Genomic DNA, 20,327 nt, shown 5'->3' with positions numbered 1-20,327 from the left:
TTGATTATTTTTTTCAATCGATTTCTTAGAATTCCAAAGATAAAGATTTTTATTCAATCATTAATGAATTGCTGAAAACCATTATTACTACTAAATGAACCTGAATTAAATAATTTCACAGTAGAATTAGAGGATTAATTTCTTTTAAAAATTCGTAAATTTGACATTCGAAACACATTGTGAAATGAAACAAATTGTCGAATTCCAAGATTTAGGAATTAACAGAGATTACCAAGAAATTTGGGATTATCAAGAAAGTCTTTTAGCAGAAAATATAGCCGTAAAACAATATAACAGAGCGCAAGAAAAGGAGGGAAGTTCAGATTTTAAAAACACTAAAAATCATTTACTTTTTATAGAACATCCGCATGTTTACACGCTTGGGAAAAGTGGACATTTAGAAAATATGTTAGCTTCGAGTGATAAATTAAATGAAATAAATGCAACTTTTGTGAAAACGAATCGTGGTGGAGATATTACCTATCATGGACCGCAACAATTAGTTGGTTATCCTATTATGGATTTGGATACTTTCAAGCCAGATATTCATTTGTATATGCGCAATTTGGAGGAAGTTATTATCAAAACTATTGCCGAATATGGACTAAAAGGTGAGCGTTCGCAAGGAGAAACTGGCGTTTGGTTGGATGTTGGTCGACCTTTTGCTCGAAAAATTTGTGCAATGGGCGTTAAGGCTTCCCGTTGGGTAACGATGCATGGTTTTGCGCTAAATGTGAATACAGATTTGCGTTATTTTGAATACATTGTTCCATGCGGAATTCAGGATAAAGCTGTAGCTTCATTAGAAAGAGAACTTGGACATCAGGTAGATATGAACGAAGTAAAAGCGTTTACGAAGAAACATTTTGCTGAAGTTTTTGATGTCGAATTTAAATAAGATAATTCAGAAATATAATCTATTTTTAAGGACCGTTTTTACGGTCTTTTTTATTGCACAATGAGAAGCTTATTTATTCTATTTTTACTTGTTTCCACTTATAGCAAATCTCAATCGTTTGCGCCAATTATTTCGAATTACTCTAAAAGCGAATATTTGGGCGAATCGCCTATTTGGGATATTACAGAAAATAAAAAGCAAGGAAAAGTATATTTTGCGAACAATCGAAATATCTTAGAATATGATGGTAATTTTTGGGAAAAATATTCGCCAAATAGCTTAACAATTATACGTTCTGTTTTTACAATGAATAATGTATTGTATTCAGGTGCATTAAATAATTTTGGATATTGGAAAACGATTGAAGGAAAGAAAGTTTATATTTCAATTTCAGATAAATTCAAAAGTTTTGAAGGGTTAGAACAAGAAGAAATCTGGAAAATATTTTATCATAATCGTTCTATTTATTTTCAATCGTTCAATTATCTTTTTCAATTTGATGGTAAAACGGTTAAACGATATAAATTACCTGCGCTTTCCTCTTACGTTTATCTGGTGAAGGGTAAAATGTTAGTAGCCACTATTTCTAAAGGTATTTTCGAATTTAATAATGGACATTTTGAGCCGTTATTTGAAATTGAAAAAGGTAAATCAATTGTAATTCATGGAATAGAAAAATATGATAATGATTATTTAGTTGGTACATTAACAGAAGGAATTTTCAAGTACAACAAAACAGCTGGTTTACAAGAGTTCAATGTGGAATTCAATAAAATGCTAAAGAATTATTTAGTGTTAAAAATGATTCGATTAGAAGATAAATTAATCATTGGAACTTCAAATAATGGGATTTATGTATATGATTTAAAAACTAATTCTTACAAAAATTACAATCAAAACTCTGGGTTAATCAGTAATACAATCCAAAATATAAGAATAGATTCTAAAGGAAATGCTTGGCTTGGAACGGATAAAGGTATTTCGAAAATAGAATTGAAAAACAAAACTCAACTATTATATGATTACAATGGTCATTTAGGAAATGTTTTTTCGTTCGATTTTTACAAAGACAATATTTTGTTGGGAACAAATCACGGATTTTATAATTATTCGAATACTCTAAACCAAACAAATTCAGTTCTCGAGAAAGGTTTAATTTGGAATGTAACAAATATTGATAATACAATTTATGTTTCGGATAGTTGGGGAACTTACATTTATTCAGGACTATTGAATAAGATTTCTTCTACAAATGGAGGTTTTAAATTGATCAAATATGGAAATAAATTATATCAATCATCTTTTACAGGAATCAATGAATATATACAAGGTTCTCATGAAGAATCTAGTAAAGTTTCCAGTTTAACTATTCCAATTATTGATTTTATTATTGTTGAAAATAAAATTTTAGGAACAGGAAAAAATGGTGGTTTATATTTATTTGATCTTAAAAATAGAACAGGAAAGGAGATATTTTACCAACATAAAAAATTAGTTAATCCGCAAACTATTCTCGAAGATAATAAGGTTTTTGTATTGATTGATGATCAACATTTAGTCCGTTATGATATAAATAAAAACTTATTTTCTGATGAGAATTTAGATTCGAAATTAAAGAATATTAATCGAATTCGTTATTTAAAAGAGAATCGTTATTTAGTTGAAGCGGATAATATTCTGTATTATTCTAAAGTGGAACAGAATAAATTGATTCATTATTTAATTCCCAAAAAATTGTATGATGGAAAATTGGTTGATGACAATTTAACGGCTAAAATCAACGATCAGTTTTTATACATTAACCTCGAAAACGGATTATTGAAATATGATTTAAAATCTATACGTCGCGAATTACCAAAGGTAAAAATTAAAGCAAAAATCAATCAAACGGTTTTGAATAATGAACCTAATATTGAGTATTCAAATAATTATATAGATTTTTATGTTTCAATTTTGAATGATGATTTTGCAAATTATCAATTGTATTATCAATTAAATAACTCTAAAATTCAACCGCTTAATCAGCCTATAATTAATTATAAACAATTAGAAAGCGGTTCATATCAATTGTCTATTTATGCTCTAAAAGATGGAAATTTTGTGGAGTTGAATCATTTTGATTTTCGGGTTAAGAAGATTTGGTATTTATCAAATTTGATGATATTATTTTATATTTTATTAATTGTTGGATCGATTTTGGCTATTTATAAATATAACAGAATGAAGTTGAAACAAAGTTTCAGAATTAAACAAAAGCAATTTGAATATGAATTGAATTTGATGGAAATGAAGCATCAACAAGAGTTAAAAGAATTGAATCATCATAAAGAAAAACAATATTTAGAAACTTCTTTACAAACGAAATCTACAGAATTGGCAGGACAAGCTTTGAAATTAGCTAATCAACGTGCTATGATCTTAGAAATTAATCAATTGTTTTCTCAATTGGAAATGAATGAAATCAATAAAAAATTAAAAAAGAAATTTGAGAAAACGTTTTCGGAATATAGTTACAACAGAAATGAATGGCAAAATTTCGAATTAAATATTCAGGAAATTCACCAAGATTTTATTAAGAGATTAGCTGAGAAATATTCTAATTTAACAGCAAAAGACTTAAAACTGTGTGTTTTCCTTCGAATGAATTTATCAACCAAAGAGATTGCTCCTTTAATGCACCTTAATTATCGATCGGTAGAACTACAACGATATAGATTACGCAAAAAAATGCAAATTCCTTCTGAAATAAACCTAAATAAATATATGATTAATTTTTAAATATCGGAAAATAAATTACATCATAACTACATCATATTGTAAATATAATACTACATAATTATTTGATATTTAGTGTTATATGTTTTATTTTTTCAGAAAGTTATTCTAGCTGAAATTATTACTTGTTAATCAAGTGTTAAAACATTCTATTTTTGAAATAACCATTTATTGAAATAGAATGAAAAAATATTTTCTTCCATTATTTATTCTCGGGTCTTTCTGTGTAAATGCCCAAGTTACTAACGATTCTATACAGATAGGAGATCCTTTCGAAAGTGATTCTATTATACTAGATCAAGCCGTTGTGGTTGGATATGGTACTGTTAAGAAATCAGATCTTACATCAGCTGTGTCATCAGCTAATGCTAAAGACATTACGCAAATTGCAAGTACAACTGCCATGCAGTCTTTGCAGGGGAAATTAGCTGGTGTTAATATCATTAATACGGATACTCCAGGTGGTACACCAACTGTTTTGGTTCGTGGAATGGGTACAGCCCTAGGAGGGAAGGCTCCTTTATATGTTGTGGATGGATTAATTGTTCCAAATATTAACAATATTAATCCAAATGACATTGAAAAAATTGATGTTTTAAAAGATGCAGCATCTTCAGCTATTTATGGAGTTCGTGGTGCAAACGGTGTAGTTGTTGTAACAACTAAACGTGGTAAAACAGGAAAGATTAGAGTTAATTATGATTCATATATTGGAGTAAGAAATACTATGAATATGGTAGATATGGCTGATGCTAATCAGTACATAACTTATTTTAATGAACAAAGAAAAGCAACAGGAGGTTCTTTGATTTCTACAAATCAAAAATATAACACGAATTGGTTTGATGAAATGTTAACCACAGGACAATTAATTAGTAATAATGTTTCGTTAGCTGGCGCTGGAGAAAATATTAATTACATGTTCAGTATTAATAATTTCGAAGAGAAAGGAATCTTAGAAGGAAATAACTTCAAAAGAACAACTGTTCGTAGTAATAATGACTATAAATTGTTTGATGGAATCTTAAAGATTAAACAAAATGTTAGTGCTACTTTTTCTAGAGAGAATCCTAAACCATATGGAGCATTTGATGTAGCTTACCGTCAATCACCATTGGTTCCTGTAAAATATGATAACGGAAGATGGGGTTTACCAATTTTTAATACAACAACAGGAGAAGTAACATATGTTGCAAAACCTGGAGAGGTGACAAGTAATTTGAACTCTCATGGTAACCCAATGTCAACATTGTATTATGATAATCAAAAAGCTAATTCTACTACACTTCAAGGAAATATAGAAGCAGAGTTGAAACTTACAAAAGGGTTAACAGTAACTTCTCGTGCTGGAGGAACAAAATATTGGTACAAATACAGAGAATTTAATCCAATTAAAGAAAGATGGATTGCTGGTAACCCAATTAGAACTGCTGCTGAGTTTGAAGGTTTAAAAGCGAAGAATCCTGCGAGTTCAACTTATATGAATAACTCTCTAAATCTAAATAATGTAGAAACATTTAGATGGTCATGGGAAAACTTCGTAACATTTGATCGCAAATTTGGAGATCATTCGTTCAATGTTGTTGCTGGAGTATCTGCTGAAAAAATGGGTATTGGTCAATATTCAGATATCACAGTATATGATGTTCCTGATAAAGAACAATATTGGTCTGCTCATCATGCTTCTGGACAATACAAAGCTGCAATGGATCAAAATAATTATACTCCAATTGCTTATGCTTCTTATTTTGCTCGTTTACAATATAATTACGCAAATAAATACTACGTTTCTGGAATTATTCGTAGAGATGGTTCAAGCCAGTTTAAACAAAACGAAAAATATTGGGGAACTTTCCCTTCTGTTTCTGCTGCTTGGAATATTTCTAATGAAGAGTTCTTAAAAGATAGTAATGTAATTTCTTTCTTAAAACTTCGTGGAGGTTGGGGACGTTTAGGTAATGCAGATGTGCCATACAACTATACAACAATTACAACTTCTACAGGTAGTGATAATGCGAATTATGTATTTGGACCAGGTCAAGATTTAATTTATGGAGCTTATATCGGTTCGCCTGCTTATGATATTTCATGGGAAATTGTAGATGAATGGAGTGCTGGCCTAGATTTCGAGTTATTGAAAGGTAAATTATCAGGAAGTTTAGATTATTACAATAAGACAACGAAAAATGCCATCTTAAATATTAAACAGATAGGTTCATCTCCTTATGAAAAAGATTTTTATGATCATGCAGCAAAAGTAGTAAATCAAGGTTTTGAAATTGCTTTAAATTATCGTAATGAAACAGCTGGAGGATTAAGATATTCGATTGGTGGTAACTTCAACTACAACGAAAATGAAGTGAAGTCTGTTAAAGAAGGATATTCTGGAATGACAGGGGGTTCTTTAGGAAATGGACAAATTGCAAAACGTTTAGAAGCTGGTCAACCACTGGGTTCTTTCTGGTTATATGAAGTAGAAGGTGTTTGGCAAACACAAGATGAAATAAATAGCAATGCTCATTTATCAAGTGCTCGCCCAGGACATTTACGTTACAAAGACCAAAATGGAGATGGAGTTATTGATGATCGTGATAAAAAATTTATGGGATCATATATTCCAAAATATAACTACGGAATTAATGTTAGTTTAGAATATAAAAACTTCGATTTAACGATTAGTGGTTATGGAGCTGGTGGTAATAAGATTTACAATGGTATCAAAAACACACGTTTAGGAGGAGAAAATATAACAGTTGATATGTTCAATGATCGTTGGACAGGAGCTGGTAGTACAAATTCTCATCCTGGAGCGGAGCGTGATCAAGTTGCTTCTTCTTATTATTTAGAGAAAGGTAATTACTTCAAATTAAGTAACATGACAATAGGATATAATTTTAGAGATAAAATTGATTTTATCAGAAACTTAAGATTATATGTTAGTGCTCAAAATGTATTCATGATTACGAAGTATTCAGGATTTACACCGGAATTAACTTTAGATAATGTAAAAGGAAAACGTTACGATGGAAGTCCTTATGGAACAACAGGAATGGATTTCTCTGCATATCCAAATGTTAGAACATTTTTAGTTGGATTAAACGTAGAATTCTAATCTAGAAAATTTTAAAAAAATGAAAAAAAATATATTTAAAATAGTAACATTAGCTTCTATTCTTTCAATCGGAACATTAAGTTCTTGTACAAGTGATTTTTTGAATGTTGATTCTCAAGAAAATATTGCAATTGATGATCAAGCTTCTCAATCTCCAGAAAAATATGTGAATGGTATTTACGGAATGTTTACAGATTGGGATTATGCATTCTCTTGGTTAGGAGTTACTGAAATGATTTCTGATAATGCAGATAAAGGAAGTTCTTCTACAGATAATGGTGGAGATAAACGAGATTTAGACGAATTATTACATAGTTCTACAACAGGTTCTATTGAAGCAATGTGGAAACGTTTTTATAAAACAATTGGTAGAGCGTCATATTCAATAAAATATACGACAGAATCATCAATTACAGATGCAGAAAAAAATAGATTAATTGGGGAAGCAAAATTTTTGAGAGCTGTTTCTTATTTCTATTTGGTTCGTATGTTTGGAGATACTGTGATACAAGAATTAGATGTACCAGCATCTTATGCACTACGTAAACCAAAAGCAGAAGTTTATGCATACATTGAAGCAGATTTATTAGATGCAATATCAAAACTTCCTACTAAAAATGAGTATGCTGCAAAAGATTTAGGACGTGCAACAAAAGGAGCTGCTCAAGCTTTATTAGCAAAAGTATATTTATACCAAGGAAAAAATCAACAAGCATACGATATGGCTACAACTGTTGTTAATTCTAGTATTTACGATTTAGAAAGTGATTACGCAACAACTTGGAGAAAAGAAACTGAGAACGGTAAAGAATCTTTATTTGAAATTCAAGCTCGTGGAGATGCTGTTGCGCATGGTGTTCAACAATATTCAGAAACTCAAGGTGCTCGTGGTACTGGAGGTTGGGGATGGGGATTCAATGTTCCTTCTCAAAATTTATTAGATGCTTTTAATGCTGAAGGAGATGCTATTCGTCGTGATGCAACAATCATTTTTAGAGGTGAAACTTTATATGACGGTCGTTTAGTTCCAACTTCTGTAGAAAACCCGATGTATAACGAAAAAGCATATTCAAGTGCGAATCTTGGTTCTGCTGATGGTGACAAAAATATCCGTGTAATTCGTTTTTCTGAAGTTTTATTAATTCAAGCTGAAGCAGCAAACGAGATTGGTCAAGACGCTTTAACACCTCTTAATCGCGTTAGAACACGTGTTAAGTTAGCTCCAGTAGCAAGTATGTCTAAAGATCAATTACGATTAAAAATCTGGAATGAAAGACGTTTAGAATTAGCATTTGAGCATGATCGTTGGTTTGATTTAGTTCGTACTGGTCAAGCAAAAGAAATGATGGCGAAAAATGGTAAAACTTTCGTTACTGGAAAACACGAATTGTTTCCAATTCCAAATGGACAAATTATTCAAACTCCAACAATGACTCAAAACCCAGGTTGGTAATGGTTAAATTAAATAAAACAATAGTTACTTGCGCTCTTTTATGTGGCGCAAGTGCTTTTGCTCAAACAAAACAAGAAAATAAGCTGTTAGATAAAGTTCAGAAACAGACGATTCAATATTTTTGGGATTATGCTGAACCTCATTCAAAATTAGCTCGAGAACGTTTTCATCCTGATGGTTTTTATCCAGAAAATGATTCAAACATCATTACAACAGGAGGAACAGGATTTGGATTAATGAGTTTAATTGTTGGGATTGATCGCGAATTTATTCCAAGAAAAGAAGCAACTGAACGAATTTTAACAGGATTGAAATTTTTACAAAAAGCAGATCGTTTTCATGGTGCTTGGCCACATTGGTTGAATGGCGGAACAGGTAAAGTAAAAGCTTTTAGTACTTACGATAACGGAGGTGATTTGGTAGAAACTGCATTTCTTGCTCAGGGTTTAATTTGTTTGAAAGAATATTTCAAAGATTCTAAAAATGAGAAAGAAATAGAGATTTCGCAATTAGCTGATCAACTTTGGAAAGAAATCGATTTCAATTTTTATACACGTGGAGAAAATGTGTTGTATTGGCATTGGTCACCAAATTACGAATGGAAAATTAATTTTCCATTAAAAGGATTTGATGAAACCATGATTACGTATGTTATTGCTGCGGCTTCACCAAATTATTCTATCAATTCAGAAGTTTATTATAAAGGTTGGACGAGAAATGGAGATATAAAATCAAATGATTCTGCATACGGAGTTCCATTGATTGTAAAGCATAATGGAGCTGATAAAAATGTAGGTCCATTATTTTGGGCACAATATTCTTTTATTGGACTTAATCCGAACAATTTGATAGATGGAATTGGTATTGATTATGGAAAAGTGGTGAAAAATCAAGCAAAGATTCATTACATCTACAATCAACAAAAAACGGAGAGTTTCAAGAAGTACGAAAAAAATATGTGGGGATTAACAGCAAGTTATACCTTCAATCCAGATGGAACAGAAGGTTATACAGCTCATTCTCCATTAAATGACAATAATGTAATTACTCCTACAGCAGCATTATCATCTTTTCCATATACACCAAAAGAATCTATGGATTTCTTGAAGTTTATTTATGAAAAACAAAACAAAAGCTTGATTGGAGTAGCAGGTCCGTATGATGCGGTTGATGTAAAAAATGATCGAGTGATTACAAAATATTTGGCGATAGATCAAGGAACAATTACACCAATGATAGAGAATTATCGCTCTGGATTATTGTGGAAATTGTTTATGCAAAATGAAGATGTACAAAGAGGTTTAGATAAACTGAAATTCAAAACGACAGCCTCGAATTAAAATCAAAAAAATGAAAAAACTAATTTATTCAATTGCTTTCTTAGGATTAGCATTCAATACTTATGCGCAAAAAATAAAGTTTGATAAATCAAAATCGAAATCAGAATTTATTGATTACGTAATGGCTCAAATGACAATTGATGACAAAGTAGGGCAGATGGTACAATATACCTATGACGGAGGTGATGTTACAGGATCTGCAATTGATAAAAATTATATAAAATACACGAAACAAGGTATGATGGGGTCTGTGTTTAACGCAACGACAACAGATATTACCAAAAAGTTACAAAAAATAGCTGTTGAAGAAACACGTCTTGGGGTTCCATTAATTTTTGGATATGATGTGATTCATGGATACGAAACAATTTTTCCAATTCCACTTGGAGAAGCTTCTTCTTGGGATTTAAAAGCTATTGAAAAATCGGCTCGAATTGCTGCTGAAGAAACAGCTGCTGGTGGAGTTCATTGGACTTTTGCCCCGATGGTTGATATCGGTTTTGATCCTCGTTGGGGGCGTGTTTCTGAAGGTGCTGGTGAAGATACTTTCTTAGGAAGTAAAATTGCAATTGCGCGTGTTAATGGTTTTCAAGGTAAAAGTTTATATGATTTGAATACCGTTTTAGCGTGTACAAAACACTTTGCAGGATATGCTTTGGCGCAGGCTGGACGTGATTATGGAACGGTAGAAATTTCGGATCGATTCTTAAGAGATTATATTTTACCTCCTTTCAAGGCTACTGTTGATGCTGGTGCTGGATCTTTTATGACGTCTTTCAACGAAATTGGAGGAGTTCCTTCTACAGCAAGTAAATATTTGTACGATCAAATTTTACGTAAAGAATGGAATTATAAAGGCTTTGTTGTAACAGATTATACTGCGATTCAGGAATTAGTTCCTCATGGAATTGCAAAAGATTTGGAAGAAGCAACTCTAAAATCGGTTGAAGCAGGTATTGAAATGGATATGATGAGTGGTGCTTTTCTTAATCATTTACCGAAATTGGTAAAAGAAGGAAAAGTAAAACAAGATGTGATTGACACTGCAGTTCGTAGAATTTTGGAAGCAAAATATGACTTAGGACTTTTCGAAGATCCATATCGATATTCAAATTCAAAACGTGAGAAAGAAACGGTAATGAAACAAGAGTTTTTAAATGAAGCTCGTGATGTTGCACGTAAATCAATGGTTTTATTAAAGAATGATAAACAAATTTTACCATTAAAGGAATCTCAAAAAGTTGCAGTTATTGGTCCATTAGTAAAAGATGAGAAAAATATCATTGGAAACTGGGCTGCACGTGGAGATCGTTATGGAAAAGCATGGTCTGTTTGGGAAGGTTTGAATGATGTTTTAGGTAAAAATGCAAAAATTACTTATGCACAAGGAACAGAACTTAATTCGTCTAAAACTGATGGTTTCCAAGAAGCAATTAATATAGCGAAAAACTCAGATGTAATTGTTGCGGTTATGGGAGAAAACGAAAACCAAACAGGTGAAGCGGCTTCTCAAACAAATATAGATTTACCAGGAAATCAAAAAGAATTATTAAAAGAATTAAAGAAACTTGGTAAGCCAATTGTTTTAGTTTTAATGTCTGGTCGTCCAATGACAATTTCTTGGGAGAATGATAATATGGATGCAATTTTATATGCATGGTATCCAGGAACAATGGGAGGTTTAGCGATTACAGATGTTTTATACGGTAAATATAATCCTTCGGCTAAGACACCTATGACATTTCCTCGTTCTGTTGGTCAAATTCCAATTCATTACAATCAAAAAAATACAGGTCGTCCTTATTTAGGAGAAAGTGATGCAGAGCAAAAATATAAATCTCGTTACACAGATTCTCCAAATTCGCCTTTATATCCATTTGGTTACGGTTTAAGTTATACAACGTTTGATTATAGTAATTTAAAAGTGAACAAATCAACAATGAAAAATGGAAAAGATGAAATCAAAGTAACTGTAAATGTTAAAAATACAGGAAACTACGATGGAGAAGAAGTGGTACAATTATATGTTCGTGATTTAGTAGGAAGTGTAACGCGTCCAGTTCGTGAATTGAAAGGTTTTGATAAAGTCATGATTAAGAAAGGAGAAACAAAAACAATTACGTTTACATTAACTCCAGAAGATTTAAAATTCCACGATATCAATATGAACTATGTTGCAGAAGCAGGAGATTTCGACATTTTTGTTGGAGGAGATTCTAACGCTTCACTTAAAACAAGTTTTACTTTAGTTGATTAAATTCCTCATATATAGTTAGAAATTTAGTTTTATTTCTCAACCAAGTAAGTATGTAAGTGCTTACTTGGATTTTTACAAAAATTCACACATGAAAAAATATATTAGTTTAAGTTTAGTTTTAATCATGACAATGATAGGTTTTGCTCAACAAAATTTATCAATTATGTCTTACAACATTAGATTAGCCTCTGTTGATGATGGCGCAAATCATTGGAATATTCGCAAACAAAAATTGGTTGATTTAATCAAATATTATGACGCTGATTTTGTTGGTGTACAAGAAGCTCAAGTTCCTCAACTAGATTTTATCAAACAAAATGATTCACAATTAGATTTTATCGGAGAACCTCGTTCAAGTGATAAAAATGCTGAATATTCGGCGATTTTTTATAAAAAAGATCAATACAAAGTTTTAGAACAAAAAACAATGTGGTTGTCAGAAACGCCAGAAAAAGAATCAAAAGGTTGGGATGCAGCATACAACAGAATTATCACTTATGGATTATTTCAAGACAAGAAAACAAAGAAGAAATTTTGGGTAATCAATACTCATTTTGATCACGTTGGAAAAGTTGCGCGTCAAAAATCGTTAGAATTAATCGATCAATTAATTCATGATTTAACAAGTAAAAAAGATTATCCAGCATTTTTTATGGGAGACTTTAACATGAATCATGATGATGCTTCTGTAAAATATATTCAAAATAAATATTTAGATACTCGCCTTAATGCGCAAACGGTTTATGGACCAGATTTTACATGGGAAGATTTCAAATTCAATGTAAAAGGAACGGAAATTTTAGATTACATTTTTTACAAAAAGAATGCAAAAGTAACGTGTAAAAGTTTCAATACGATTGATGATTTCTATGATTTCAAATATCCATCAGATCATTTACCAATTTTAGCCAAATTTTTAATTCAATAATAATTATGACAAAATCACATTTGAAATATCCTGTTATTGCAGGTTTGCTGTTAAATTATTTTGCCGTAAATGCGCAAGATTTTAAATTATCGAATAAGAAAATCGAAATATATACAACTGCAAAAAATACTAATCAACGAATTACAAAATCAACAGATAAAGTAGCAGTCAAAAAATTTCCGCAACCAAAAGAAACGGATATTGCGATTTTTATTGATCCAAAACGTAAATTCCAAAAATTTGAAGGAATTGGAGGTGCAATCACAGATGCTTCTGCGGAAGTTTTAGCAAAATTGCCAAAGAAAACTCAACAAGAAATTATCAAAGCTTATTATAGCGAAAAAGAAGGAATTGGTTATTCATTGATTAGAACAACAATAAATTCGAGTGATTTTTCGAGCGATAGTTACACGTATGTAAAAGACAATGATAAAGAGTTGAAAACTTTTGACATTGGACATGATCTGAATTATAAAATTCCGATGATAAAAATGGCAAAAGCGGAAATGAAAGACGCTTATCGTTTATATGCAAGTCCTTGGAGTCCGCCAGCTTGGATGAAAACGAATAACAGTATGTTGAAAGGAGGTTCTTTGAAACCTGAATATTACCAAACTTGGGCTAACTATTTTGTGAAATTCATCGAGAATTATGAGAAAATTGGTTTACCAATTTGGGGAGTTTCTATTCAGAACGAACCAATGGCGACGCAAACGTGGGAATCTTGTATTTATACAGCTGAAGAAGAACGTGATTTCTTGAAAAAGAATTTAGGTCCGACTTTCCACCAAAAGGGATTAAAAGATAAAAAAATTATTGTTTGGGATCATAACCGTGATTTAATTTATCAACGTGCTTCAACTATTTTGAATGATCCTGAAGCTGCTAAATATGTTTGGGGAGTTGGTTTTCACTGGTATGAAACATGGAACGGAAGTGTAAACTTATTCAATAATGTAGCGTTAACTCACGAAGCTTTTCCAAATGTTAATTTAATTTTTACAGAAGGTTGTAAAGAACAATTTGATTACAATCAAATGGGAAATTGGGCGTTGGGTGAAAAATATGGTTACAATATGATGAATGATTTTAACTCAGGTACAGTTGCTTGGACAGATTGGAATGTTTTGTTGGATGAAAAAGGAGGACCAAATCACGTAGGAAATTTCTGTTTTGCACCAATTCATGGAGACACTAGAAATGGACAAGTTACATATACAAATTCGTTTTATTACATAGGTCAATTCTCAAAATTTATTCGTCCAGGTGCGCAAAGAATTGCAGCATCGTCTAATCGTTCAGATTTAATGACGACTTCTTTTGTAAACAAAGACGGAAAAGTTGTGGTGGTTGTGATGAATCAAACAGATAAACCATATCAATATAATTTATGGATAGAAGGAGAAGCTGTTGAGGTAAATTCGCAAGAACATTCGATTAGCACAATCATTATTTCGTAAAAAAATAGAATAATTAAAGGGAAAATTATTTATAGTAAATTGCTTGACAAATTGACGACGTAAGAAGTTAAAGTCAAGCAATTTTTATTTAAAATAGAAGAAAAATGAAATATTTAGTTGCCTTATTTTTAATGATAAGTTATACATATGCGCAGAAAACGATAGTATATGATAAAAAAAATAATTTAGCGTTTGATATTTATTATCCGAAAAACTATAAAGAGAATCAATCCTATAATGTATTTGCTTGGGTACACGGAGGAGGATTTTCAGGAGGAACAAGAGCGGATAAAGAAGAAATTGAACGAATGAAAGATGCTCAAGAAAGAGGTTTCATAGCTGTTTCTATCTCGTATAGATTATTGGCAAATTCTTCGGCTGGTTTTGGGTGTGATTTACCAAAACAAGAAAAGTTGATGATTTTTAAAGAAGCCTCTTTTGATGTTTTAACTGCGCTAAATTTTATTCAAAATAATTCAAAAGAACTTAAATTTTCGATTAATAAATTAATTTTAGGAGGAAGTAGTGCAGGAGCAGAAACTATTCTAAATGCTTATTATTTGAGAGATTTATGGTACGGAAATCAATTCAATCAAGTTAAAATTGATGGATTAGTAAGTTATGCCGGAGCGATTGTAGACGACCGTTATGTTACAAAATCGAGTGTTTTGCCAACAGTTTATGTACATGGTTTAAGCGATGATGTAGTACCAGCTTACAATGCGCCGCACAGAAGTTGTTTGGATAATCAACCAGGTTTTTTTCCTTTAAATGGTTCTGCTACTTTAGAGGATTTAAATAGAAAATATAGTCAAGCATCTTTTGCTATTTTCTCTAATTCAGGAAAACATGAATGGTCTGGATTGAGAAAACAATATTTGGATGAAGTTTTCAATTTTATTAATCAATCAATAATTGGAAATAAAAAAGTAAATAATCGAATAATTGTTGACTAATAATTTTTTAAAAAAAAATATAAAAATACCCCTCTTCAAAATTTTTTGTTGAGGGGTATTGATTTAAAATAAAAACTAAAAACTTATTTTTTAACATACTTCTCTAAGCCAATATTTAGCTTGATCAGTTCTTTAACCGCTAATTTCGAAACTTCTTCGGCTCCAAGTTTTGATAGATGTGTATCATCGTCTTTGCCTTTTGGATAATAATCAATTTCATTTGGTTGATAATGTAAATGCAATTTTTTAGAGTTTTCTGGACCATATTTTATTTCCAATTTCTCTGTTAAATATTGCATATCAACAAACGGAACATCCAAATCTTTTGCAACATTTCTCACAATCAAAGGATATAAACCATGTGTATCAACCAAAACGCCTTTTTCATTAAAATTTCGACGAACAATAGAAGTCATTAAAATTGGAATAGCACCTTTTGCACGAGCTTCTGTAACATATTGTTCCAAATTTGCGCGATATTGAGTGACAGGATTTGTGTAACGAACAGAATCTTCAATTTTTTGATCGTTATGCCCAAATTGAATGATTACATAATCACCTTTTTTCAATTGACTCTGAACTTTTTTCCATCTTCCTTCTATTCTAAAACTCTTAGAACTTCTTCCATTTGTCGCATGATTCTGAATTTCTAAATCAGAATTCATTAACTCAGGCAAAAGTTGTCCCCAGCCATGTTCAGGATTTTTAGTTGGATTTTCTTTATTCGCCATTGTCGAATCTCCAACAAGAAATAGGGTTCTTTTTTGGGCGAATGATATGCTAAAAAACAAGCATAATATCGTTGATAAAATTATTTTTTTCATGTTAATTTTGCTTTGGATTCCATCCGTTAAAAATATTCTCGATGGTATATTTTTGTATTTCTTTTTCGGTTAATTGATGCGACCAACTTGCTCTTTTTTGAGGATTATTTCCTAAACCTTTACTTTTATATTCTGCATAATAAGCTGTTTTTTCTTTATCTGGAAACATTGCATCACCTTTCCATTCGTTCCAGCCAATAGGAAGAATATGTTTTCCCATTTCGGTATGTATAAAAACTGTTTTGGCAAAAGGACGCCAAGGTCTTCCCAAATAAACTTTTGTCAAATTGTCTTCTGCAATAAGACTACAATTGAAAAAAACATAACCAAATTCTTGCTCTTGATGTGTTGCCGCAGCTGTAATATAAGAATTAGCCAAACTTTTTATGGTACAATTCTCAAAAACAGCAATTGCTTCACCAAAAATAAAATCTGTCGTTCCTTCGATATAACAATTTTGATAATATTGACGACTTCTGTTTGTTGCAGTATACAATGTGTCTTGACATCCTAATAATCGAATATTTTTTGCCACAAATTTATCGCCTTCCACATGCAACGCAACAGCTTGTCCTTGGTTACAACTTTCGTTTTGAATCGTAAGATTTTCTAACTGAATATCATCTGCTTCAACCAAAAAAGTGTAGGAATTATAGGTTGTCATTTTTTGATTTGTTAAACCATCTATTTTTCCAGAAAAATCATTATTAGTAATAATAGTTTTCTCCGAATCTTCACCTTTTATCGTTATTTTATGTTTCCAAGAAGGAATTCTAATTTTTTCGTGATAAACACCATTTTTAACAAGAATTAAAGCTTGATCAGGTCCTAAATCTCTCAAAGAATTAATAGCTTCTTGAATAGATGTAAAATCTGCTTGTTGATCTTTTGCAACAGTAATTGTTTTGTACTGAGCATTTACATTGATAAAGATGAAATGTAAACAAACTATAAAAATGAATTGAATGATTTTCATTTGTTAAATCGTTTCGTTAAAAAATCAATAATGTAGTGTTTCGTTTCATCAAACCAAGGGTTCATCAACCAAAAAGAATGGGGCGAATTCTTAATTTCGTATGCTTCATTTAGAATATGATAATCATTTAATTTTTTCATCATATCATCTCTACCAGCTCGAAATCTCGGTTGTGAACTATTGATAAATAGAGTAGGAGGCGTTTTAGAAGTAACATATTCTAAAGGAGAAGCTTCTTTCCAAAGTTCAAAATTATCTTGTTTCGTATAACCGAAAAAATAAATGGCATAAGTACCTTCTTCAGCTTCGGGATGAATAAAAGAAACAATTCCATCAACATTTATAATTGCAGCAATTTTCTTTGATTTTACGCCGTAAAGTGTTGCCAATTGAGCACCAGCAGAAGCGCCAAGAATAACGATTTTAGATTGATCGAGTTTGTATTTTTTACGATTATTTATCAAATAATTAACTGCATCATCCATATCTTCTAAAGGAGCTGGATATTTTGCAACATCACTTAATCTATAATTTATCGCCATTGTTACAAAACCAGCTGAAGTCAACGCTTGAGCCATTGGTTTTTGATTCTCTTTGCTACCCGAAATCCAACCTCCACCATGTACAAGAACAATTGCTATAGAGGGTTTAGTTTGATTTTTTGGTTGATAAATATCAGCTTTTAATTGATGTTTTTCTTGATAAATTATATCCTCAAAAGCATTTATATTTTCAAAGTTTTTCGAAGAAATCGGCGTAATAAAAGGGTAATTTTTCTTTAATTTTTTGTAAGTCGTTTCGATTGTATAAGGCGAAGCCTTCGGTCTCTCAACTTGACCGAAGGCTATCACCATATGCATCATAAAAACAAACAAAATCTTTTTAATTGATAACTGCATTCTTTTTGACTTCTTTAGAACTTGTTACATTCTTCTTATCAAATGCTTTTGGTAACTTAATTTTATCAGATTCATTACCAATAATCTTAATTTCTGGAGTTGTAGCAGACTTGAATTCAGTAGTGCTTAAATCAACATTTTTACTATTAAAAATTGTAACCGCTTTTCCGTCTTTGTAATTGAATTTTACATTTTTCAGTTGAATTCCATCAGCATCAATAATACTTAAAGCTTTTTTTGTGTCGAAAGTAGAATTTTCAACCACAATATTTTTAATATTCATTTCTGCAAGTCCCATGATAAACAAAGCTTCGTGAGAACTTACAACATTAATGTTTTTGAAAAATATATTTCGAATTGTTGGGGTTTCCTCTGTTACAGGAACTTTTTTATCATTCCTTTTTTCGTCATCTGCATTTTGATCATCTTCTACAATTGGAGAATTTCCTTCGTAAAACATGTTAAAACCAATTGCTTGCGCAGGAATATTAATCATATCAATATTAGAGATATAAATATTTTCGATTAATCCACCACGTCCACGAGTCGTTTTGAATCTTAAACCAATATCTGTTCCGATAAAAGTTGCACCAGAAACATGAACATTACGAACGCCACCAGACATTTCGCTACCAATCACAAATCCGCCGTGCGCATGATAAACTGTGTTATTTTTGATAATTACATTTTCAGTAGGAATTCCACGATCGCGACCATCTTTATCTTTTCCAGATTTGATACAAATTGCATCATCACCAACATCAAACGTATTGTTGTAAATCAACACATTTTTACAAGATTCTAAATCCAATCCATCTCCATTTTGCGAATACCAAGGATTTCTAACATTCAAATTTCGAATGATAATATTCGAACTCATTAATGGATGAATATTCCATGCAGGTGAATTTTGAAACGTTGGACCATCTAAAAGTACACGATCCGAATTGACAATGCTAACCATTACTGGGCGTAAAAAATCTCTTACTTTAATTAAATCTTCTTTGTTGATTTTATCAGGAACATTAAAATTAGAACTGCTGATATAACCTAATTTAGAGCCTTCACTTGGAAACCACGTTTTTTTATCATCTGATAAAACTCCGCCAGACGCAACTAGATTTTTCCATTGAGAATCTGTCATTTTACCCTTCTTTACAAAACGCCACGCATCACCATTTCCATCGATTGTTCCATTTCCTGTAATCGCAATATTCTGCGCATTTTTAGCAGAAATAGGAGAAGCTGTACGCGTTGTATTTAGACCTTCGAAGCTTGTTTCAACCAAAGGATAATCGTTGAAATCTTTACTAAAAATCAATAAAGCGCCATCTTCTAAATGTAAATTGATATTACTTTTAATTTCGATAGGACCACTCAACCAAATTCCGCGCGGAATAACAACTTTTCCTCCACCTTTCGCGCTTGTTTCTGAAATAGCTTTGTTGATTGCTTCTGTATTTTTGAAAATTCCGTCCGATTTTGCGCCATATTGAGCAATTGAAACAATACGATTTGGGAACGAAGTTTCTTTTACTTTCGGCATATTAAACTCAATATCCTTGTAAATATTCTCATCAACTTGAGCTGATAAATGAGTAGAACAAACAATTGCTAACGCAACTGTAAGTAGTTTTATGTATTTTTTCATTATTTAATGTTTTTGTTTTGAATGATAGTTTTGAATTCTTTGAAAACAATTGATGCGACAGCTTTTGCGCCTGCAATTTGAAAATGTGTGTTATCTTTTTGTCCATTTGGATAAGCATCGTACAAATTCGCTCCAAAATTCATGAAATAGGTTTTTGTTACATATTCTTGTCCTTTTTGGCTAAAAAAATCCATTGATAATTGATTCAAATCTAAGAATGCAACATTTTTTTCTTTTGCAATTTCTTTAGCGACAAATGGATATTCGCCATGTACATTTTCTAGCTTTCCATTTTTCCAAGGATAATTTCTTGCAACGGGACTTAGAATAATCGGAATTGCACCTTTTTCTCTTGTTTGATCCACATATAATCTCAAAAATTCCTTGTAACCTTCTAAATTTACAAATCGTTCTGGTTTATCTTCGGCGGCATCATTATGTCCAAATTGAATCAACACGTAATCACCTTCTTTTAGTTGTGAATAGACCTCTCGCCATCTACCTTCTTGAAAAAAAGTACGCGTACTTCGACCACCTTTTGCTTTATCCTTGACGATGATATTTTTATTCGCTAAATGTTTCACATCTTGTACGCTATCTTTTGCAAAAAATGGTTGAAATTCTTGTCCCCAACCAGCAATTGGATATCTGTTTTTCATATAGTTTTTACCAGGATCATAATCGCCTGTATAATCTGCAACAGTTGAATCTCCTATTAAGAAAATTGTGATTGATTTTCCTTTTTGTGCATGACAAAAAATTGACATAGTAATGAAGCAAATTAAAGTATATAAAAAT

General features: G+C 31.4%; 14 protein-coding genes. 9 read left to right on the top strand and 5 right to left on the bottom strand.

Features of this window, described 5'->3' with window-relative positions:
* Positions 1 to 184 precede the first annotated feature (184 nt).
* From lipB to B4H69_RS04135, 9 genes are all read left to right on the top strand, one after another.
* Positions 185 to 898 (top strand): lipoyl(octanoyl) transferase LipB, encoded by a 714-nt coding sequence (lipB, locus tag B4H69_RS04175; protein ID WP_291092835.1) that lies wholly within the window; start codon positions 185 to 187, stop codon positions 896 to 898.
* 60 nt (positions 899 to 958) lie between these two features.
* The gene (locus B4H69_RS04170) at positions 959 to 3,676 is read left to right on the top strand and encodes a helix-turn-helix and ligand-binding sensor domain-containing protein (protein WP_038330432.1); all 2,718 of its coding nucleotides are present in this window, start codon (positions 959 to 961) and stop codon (positions 3,674 to 3,676) included.
* 178 nt (positions 3,677 to 3,854) lie between these two features.
* A complete protein-coding gene (locus B4H69_RS04165; protein WP_180906617.1) occupies positions 3,855 to 6,785 on the top strand; it encodes a SusC/RagA family TonB-linked outer membrane protein in 2,931 nt (976 codons plus the stop codon).
* 19 nt (positions 6,786 to 6,804) lie between these two features.
* Positions 6,805 to 8,238: a RagB/SusD family nutrient uptake outer membrane protein gene (locus B4H69_RS04160; RefSeq protein WP_038330437.1), complete on the top strand. Its 1,434-nt coding sequence runs from the start codon at positions 6,805 to 6,807 to the stop codon at positions 8,236 to 8,238.
* The gene (locus B4H69_RS04155; protein ID WP_038330439.1) at positions 8,238 to 9,578 is read left to right on the top strand and encodes a glucoamylase family protein; all 1,341 of its coding nucleotides are present in this window, start codon (positions 8,238 to 8,240) and stop codon (positions 9,576 to 9,578) included. The genes B4H69_RS04160 and B4H69_RS04155 overlap by 1 nt, the downstream gene beginning before the upstream one ends.
* A 10-nt stretch (positions 9,579 to 9,588) precedes the next feature.
* Complete coding sequence (locus B4H69_RS04150; RefSeq protein WP_291092832.1) at positions 9,589 to 11,835, top strand: glycoside hydrolase family 3 N-terminal domain-containing protein; 2,247 nt, start codon at positions 9,589 to 9,591, stop codon at positions 11,833 to 11,835.
* 88 nt (positions 11,836 to 11,923) lie between these two features.
* The gene (locus tag B4H69_RS04145) at positions 11,924 to 12,763 is read left to right on the top strand and encodes an endonuclease/exonuclease/phosphatase family protein (protein ID WP_038330443.1); all 840 of its coding nucleotides are present in this window, start codon (positions 11,924 to 11,926) and stop codon (positions 12,761 to 12,763) included.
* A gap of 5 nt (positions 12,764 to 12,768) precedes the next feature.
* Complete coding sequence (locus tag B4H69_RS04140) at positions 12,769 to 14,223, top strand: glycoside hydrolase family 30 protein (protein WP_038330446.1); 1,455 nt, start codon at positions 12,769 to 12,771, stop codon at positions 14,221 to 14,223.
* Positions 14,224 to 14,327: 104 nt separating this feature from the next.
* Complete coding sequence (locus tag B4H69_RS04135; protein ID WP_052217427.1) at positions 14,328 to 15,179, top strand: carboxylesterase family protein; 852 nt, start codon at positions 14,328 to 14,330, stop codon at positions 15,177 to 15,179.
* Between the two features lie 83 nt (positions 15,180 to 15,262).
* Here B4H69_RS04135 and B4H69_RS04130 read toward each other — a convergent pair whose 3' ends face one another.
* From B4H69_RS04130 to B4H69_RS04110, 5 genes are read right to left on the bottom strand one after another with little or no spacing between them, the layout of a single operon-like run.
* On the bottom strand, positions 15,263 to 16,003 hold the full coding sequence (locus B4H69_RS04130) for a rhamnogalacturonan acetylesterase (protein WP_038330448.1): 741 nt from the start codon (positions 16,001 to 16,003) through the stop codon (positions 15,263 to 15,265).
* A 1-nt stretch (position 16,004) separates the two neighbouring features.
* Complete coding sequence (locus B4H69_RS04125) at positions 16,005 to 16,979, bottom strand: pectinesterase family protein (protein ID WP_038330450.1); 975 nt, start codon at positions 16,977 to 16,979, stop codon at positions 16,005 to 16,007.
* A complete protein-coding gene (locus B4H69_RS04120; protein WP_291092828.1) occupies positions 16,976 to 17,878 on the bottom strand; it encodes an alpha/beta hydrolase in 903 nt (300 codons plus the stop codon). Before B4H69_RS04120 ends, B4H69_RS04125 begins: the two co-directional genes overlap by 4 nt.
* Positions 17,862 to 19,529: a glycoside hydrolase family 28 protein gene (locus B4H69_RS04115; RefSeq protein WP_038330453.1), complete on the bottom strand. Its 1,668-nt coding sequence runs from the start codon at positions 19,527 to 19,529 to the stop codon at positions 17,862 to 17,864. The genes B4H69_RS04120 and B4H69_RS04115 overlap by 17 nt, the downstream gene beginning before the upstream one ends.
* Positions 19,529 to 20,296 (bottom strand): rhamnogalacturonan acetylesterase, encoded by a 768-nt coding sequence (locus tag B4H69_RS04110; protein ID WP_244958043.1) that lies wholly within the window; start codon positions 20,294 to 20,296, stop codon positions 19,529 to 19,531. The genes B4H69_RS04115 and B4H69_RS04110 overlap by 1 nt, the downstream gene beginning before the upstream one ends.
* Positions 20,297 to 20,327: the final 31 nt, after the last annotated feature.

The sequence above is a fragment of the Empedobacter sp. UBA6745 genome, assembly GCF_002453775.1.
Classification (GTDB): domain Bacteria; phylum Bacteroidota; class Bacteroidia; order Flavobacteriales; family Weeksellaceae; genus Empedobacter; species Empedobacter falsenii_C.
This window is presented reverse-complemented; position numbering and strand designations above follow the sequence as displayed.

Bases quoted from the DNA above. Each gene is read 5' to 3' on its own strand.
- lipB (WP_291092835.1), top strand. From the start codon at position 185: ATGAAACAAATTGTCGAATTCCAAGATTTAGGAATTAACAGAGATTAC.
- B4H69_RS04170 (WP_038330432.1), top strand. From the start codon at position 959: ATGAGAAGCTTATTTATTCTATTTTTACTTGTTTCCACTTATAGCAAA.
- B4H69_RS04165 (WP_180906617.1), top strand. From the start codon at position 3,855: ATGAAAAAATATTTTCTTCCATTATTTATTCTCGGGTCTTTCTGTGTA.
- B4H69_RS04160 (WP_038330437.1), top strand. From the start codon at position 6,805: ATGAAAAAAAATATATTTAAAATAGTAACATTAGCTTCTATTCTTTCA.
- B4H69_RS04155 (WP_038330439.1), top strand. From the start codon at position 8,238: ATGGTTAAATTAAATAAAACAATAGTTACTTGCGCTCTTTTATGTGGC.
- B4H69_RS04150 (WP_291092832.1), top strand. From the start codon at position 9,589: ATGAAAAAACTAATTTATTCAATTGCTTTCTTAGGATTAGCATTCAAT.
- B4H69_RS04145 (WP_038330443.1), top strand. From the start codon at position 11,924: ATGAAAAAATATATTAGTTTAAGTTTAGTTTTAATCATGACAATGATA.
- B4H69_RS04140 (WP_038330446.1), top strand. From the start codon at position 12,769: ATGACAAAATCACATTTGAAATATCCTGTTATTGCAGGTTTGCTGTTA.
- B4H69_RS04135 (WP_052217427.1), top strand. From the start codon at position 14,328: ATGAAATATTTAGTTGCCTTATTTTTAATGATAAGTTATACATATGCG.
- B4H69_RS04130 (WP_038330448.1), bottom strand. From the start codon at position 16,003: ATGAAAAAAATAATTTTATCAACGATATTATGCTTGTTTTTTAGCATA.
- B4H69_RS04125 (WP_038330450.1), bottom strand. From the start codon at position 16,979: ATGAAAATCATTCAATTCATTTTTATAGTTTGTTTACATTTCATCTTT.
- B4H69_RS04120 (WP_291092828.1), bottom strand. From the start codon at position 17,878: ATGCAGTTATCAATTAAAAAGATTTTGTTTGTTTTTATGATGCATATG.
- B4H69_RS04115 (WP_038330453.1), bottom strand. From the start codon at position 19,529: ATGAAAAAATACATAAAACTACTTACAGTTGCGTTAGCAATTGTTTGT.
- B4H69_RS04110 (WP_244958043.1), bottom strand. From the start codon at position 20,296: ATGTCAATTTTTTGTCATGCACAAAAAGGAAAATCAATCACAATTTTC.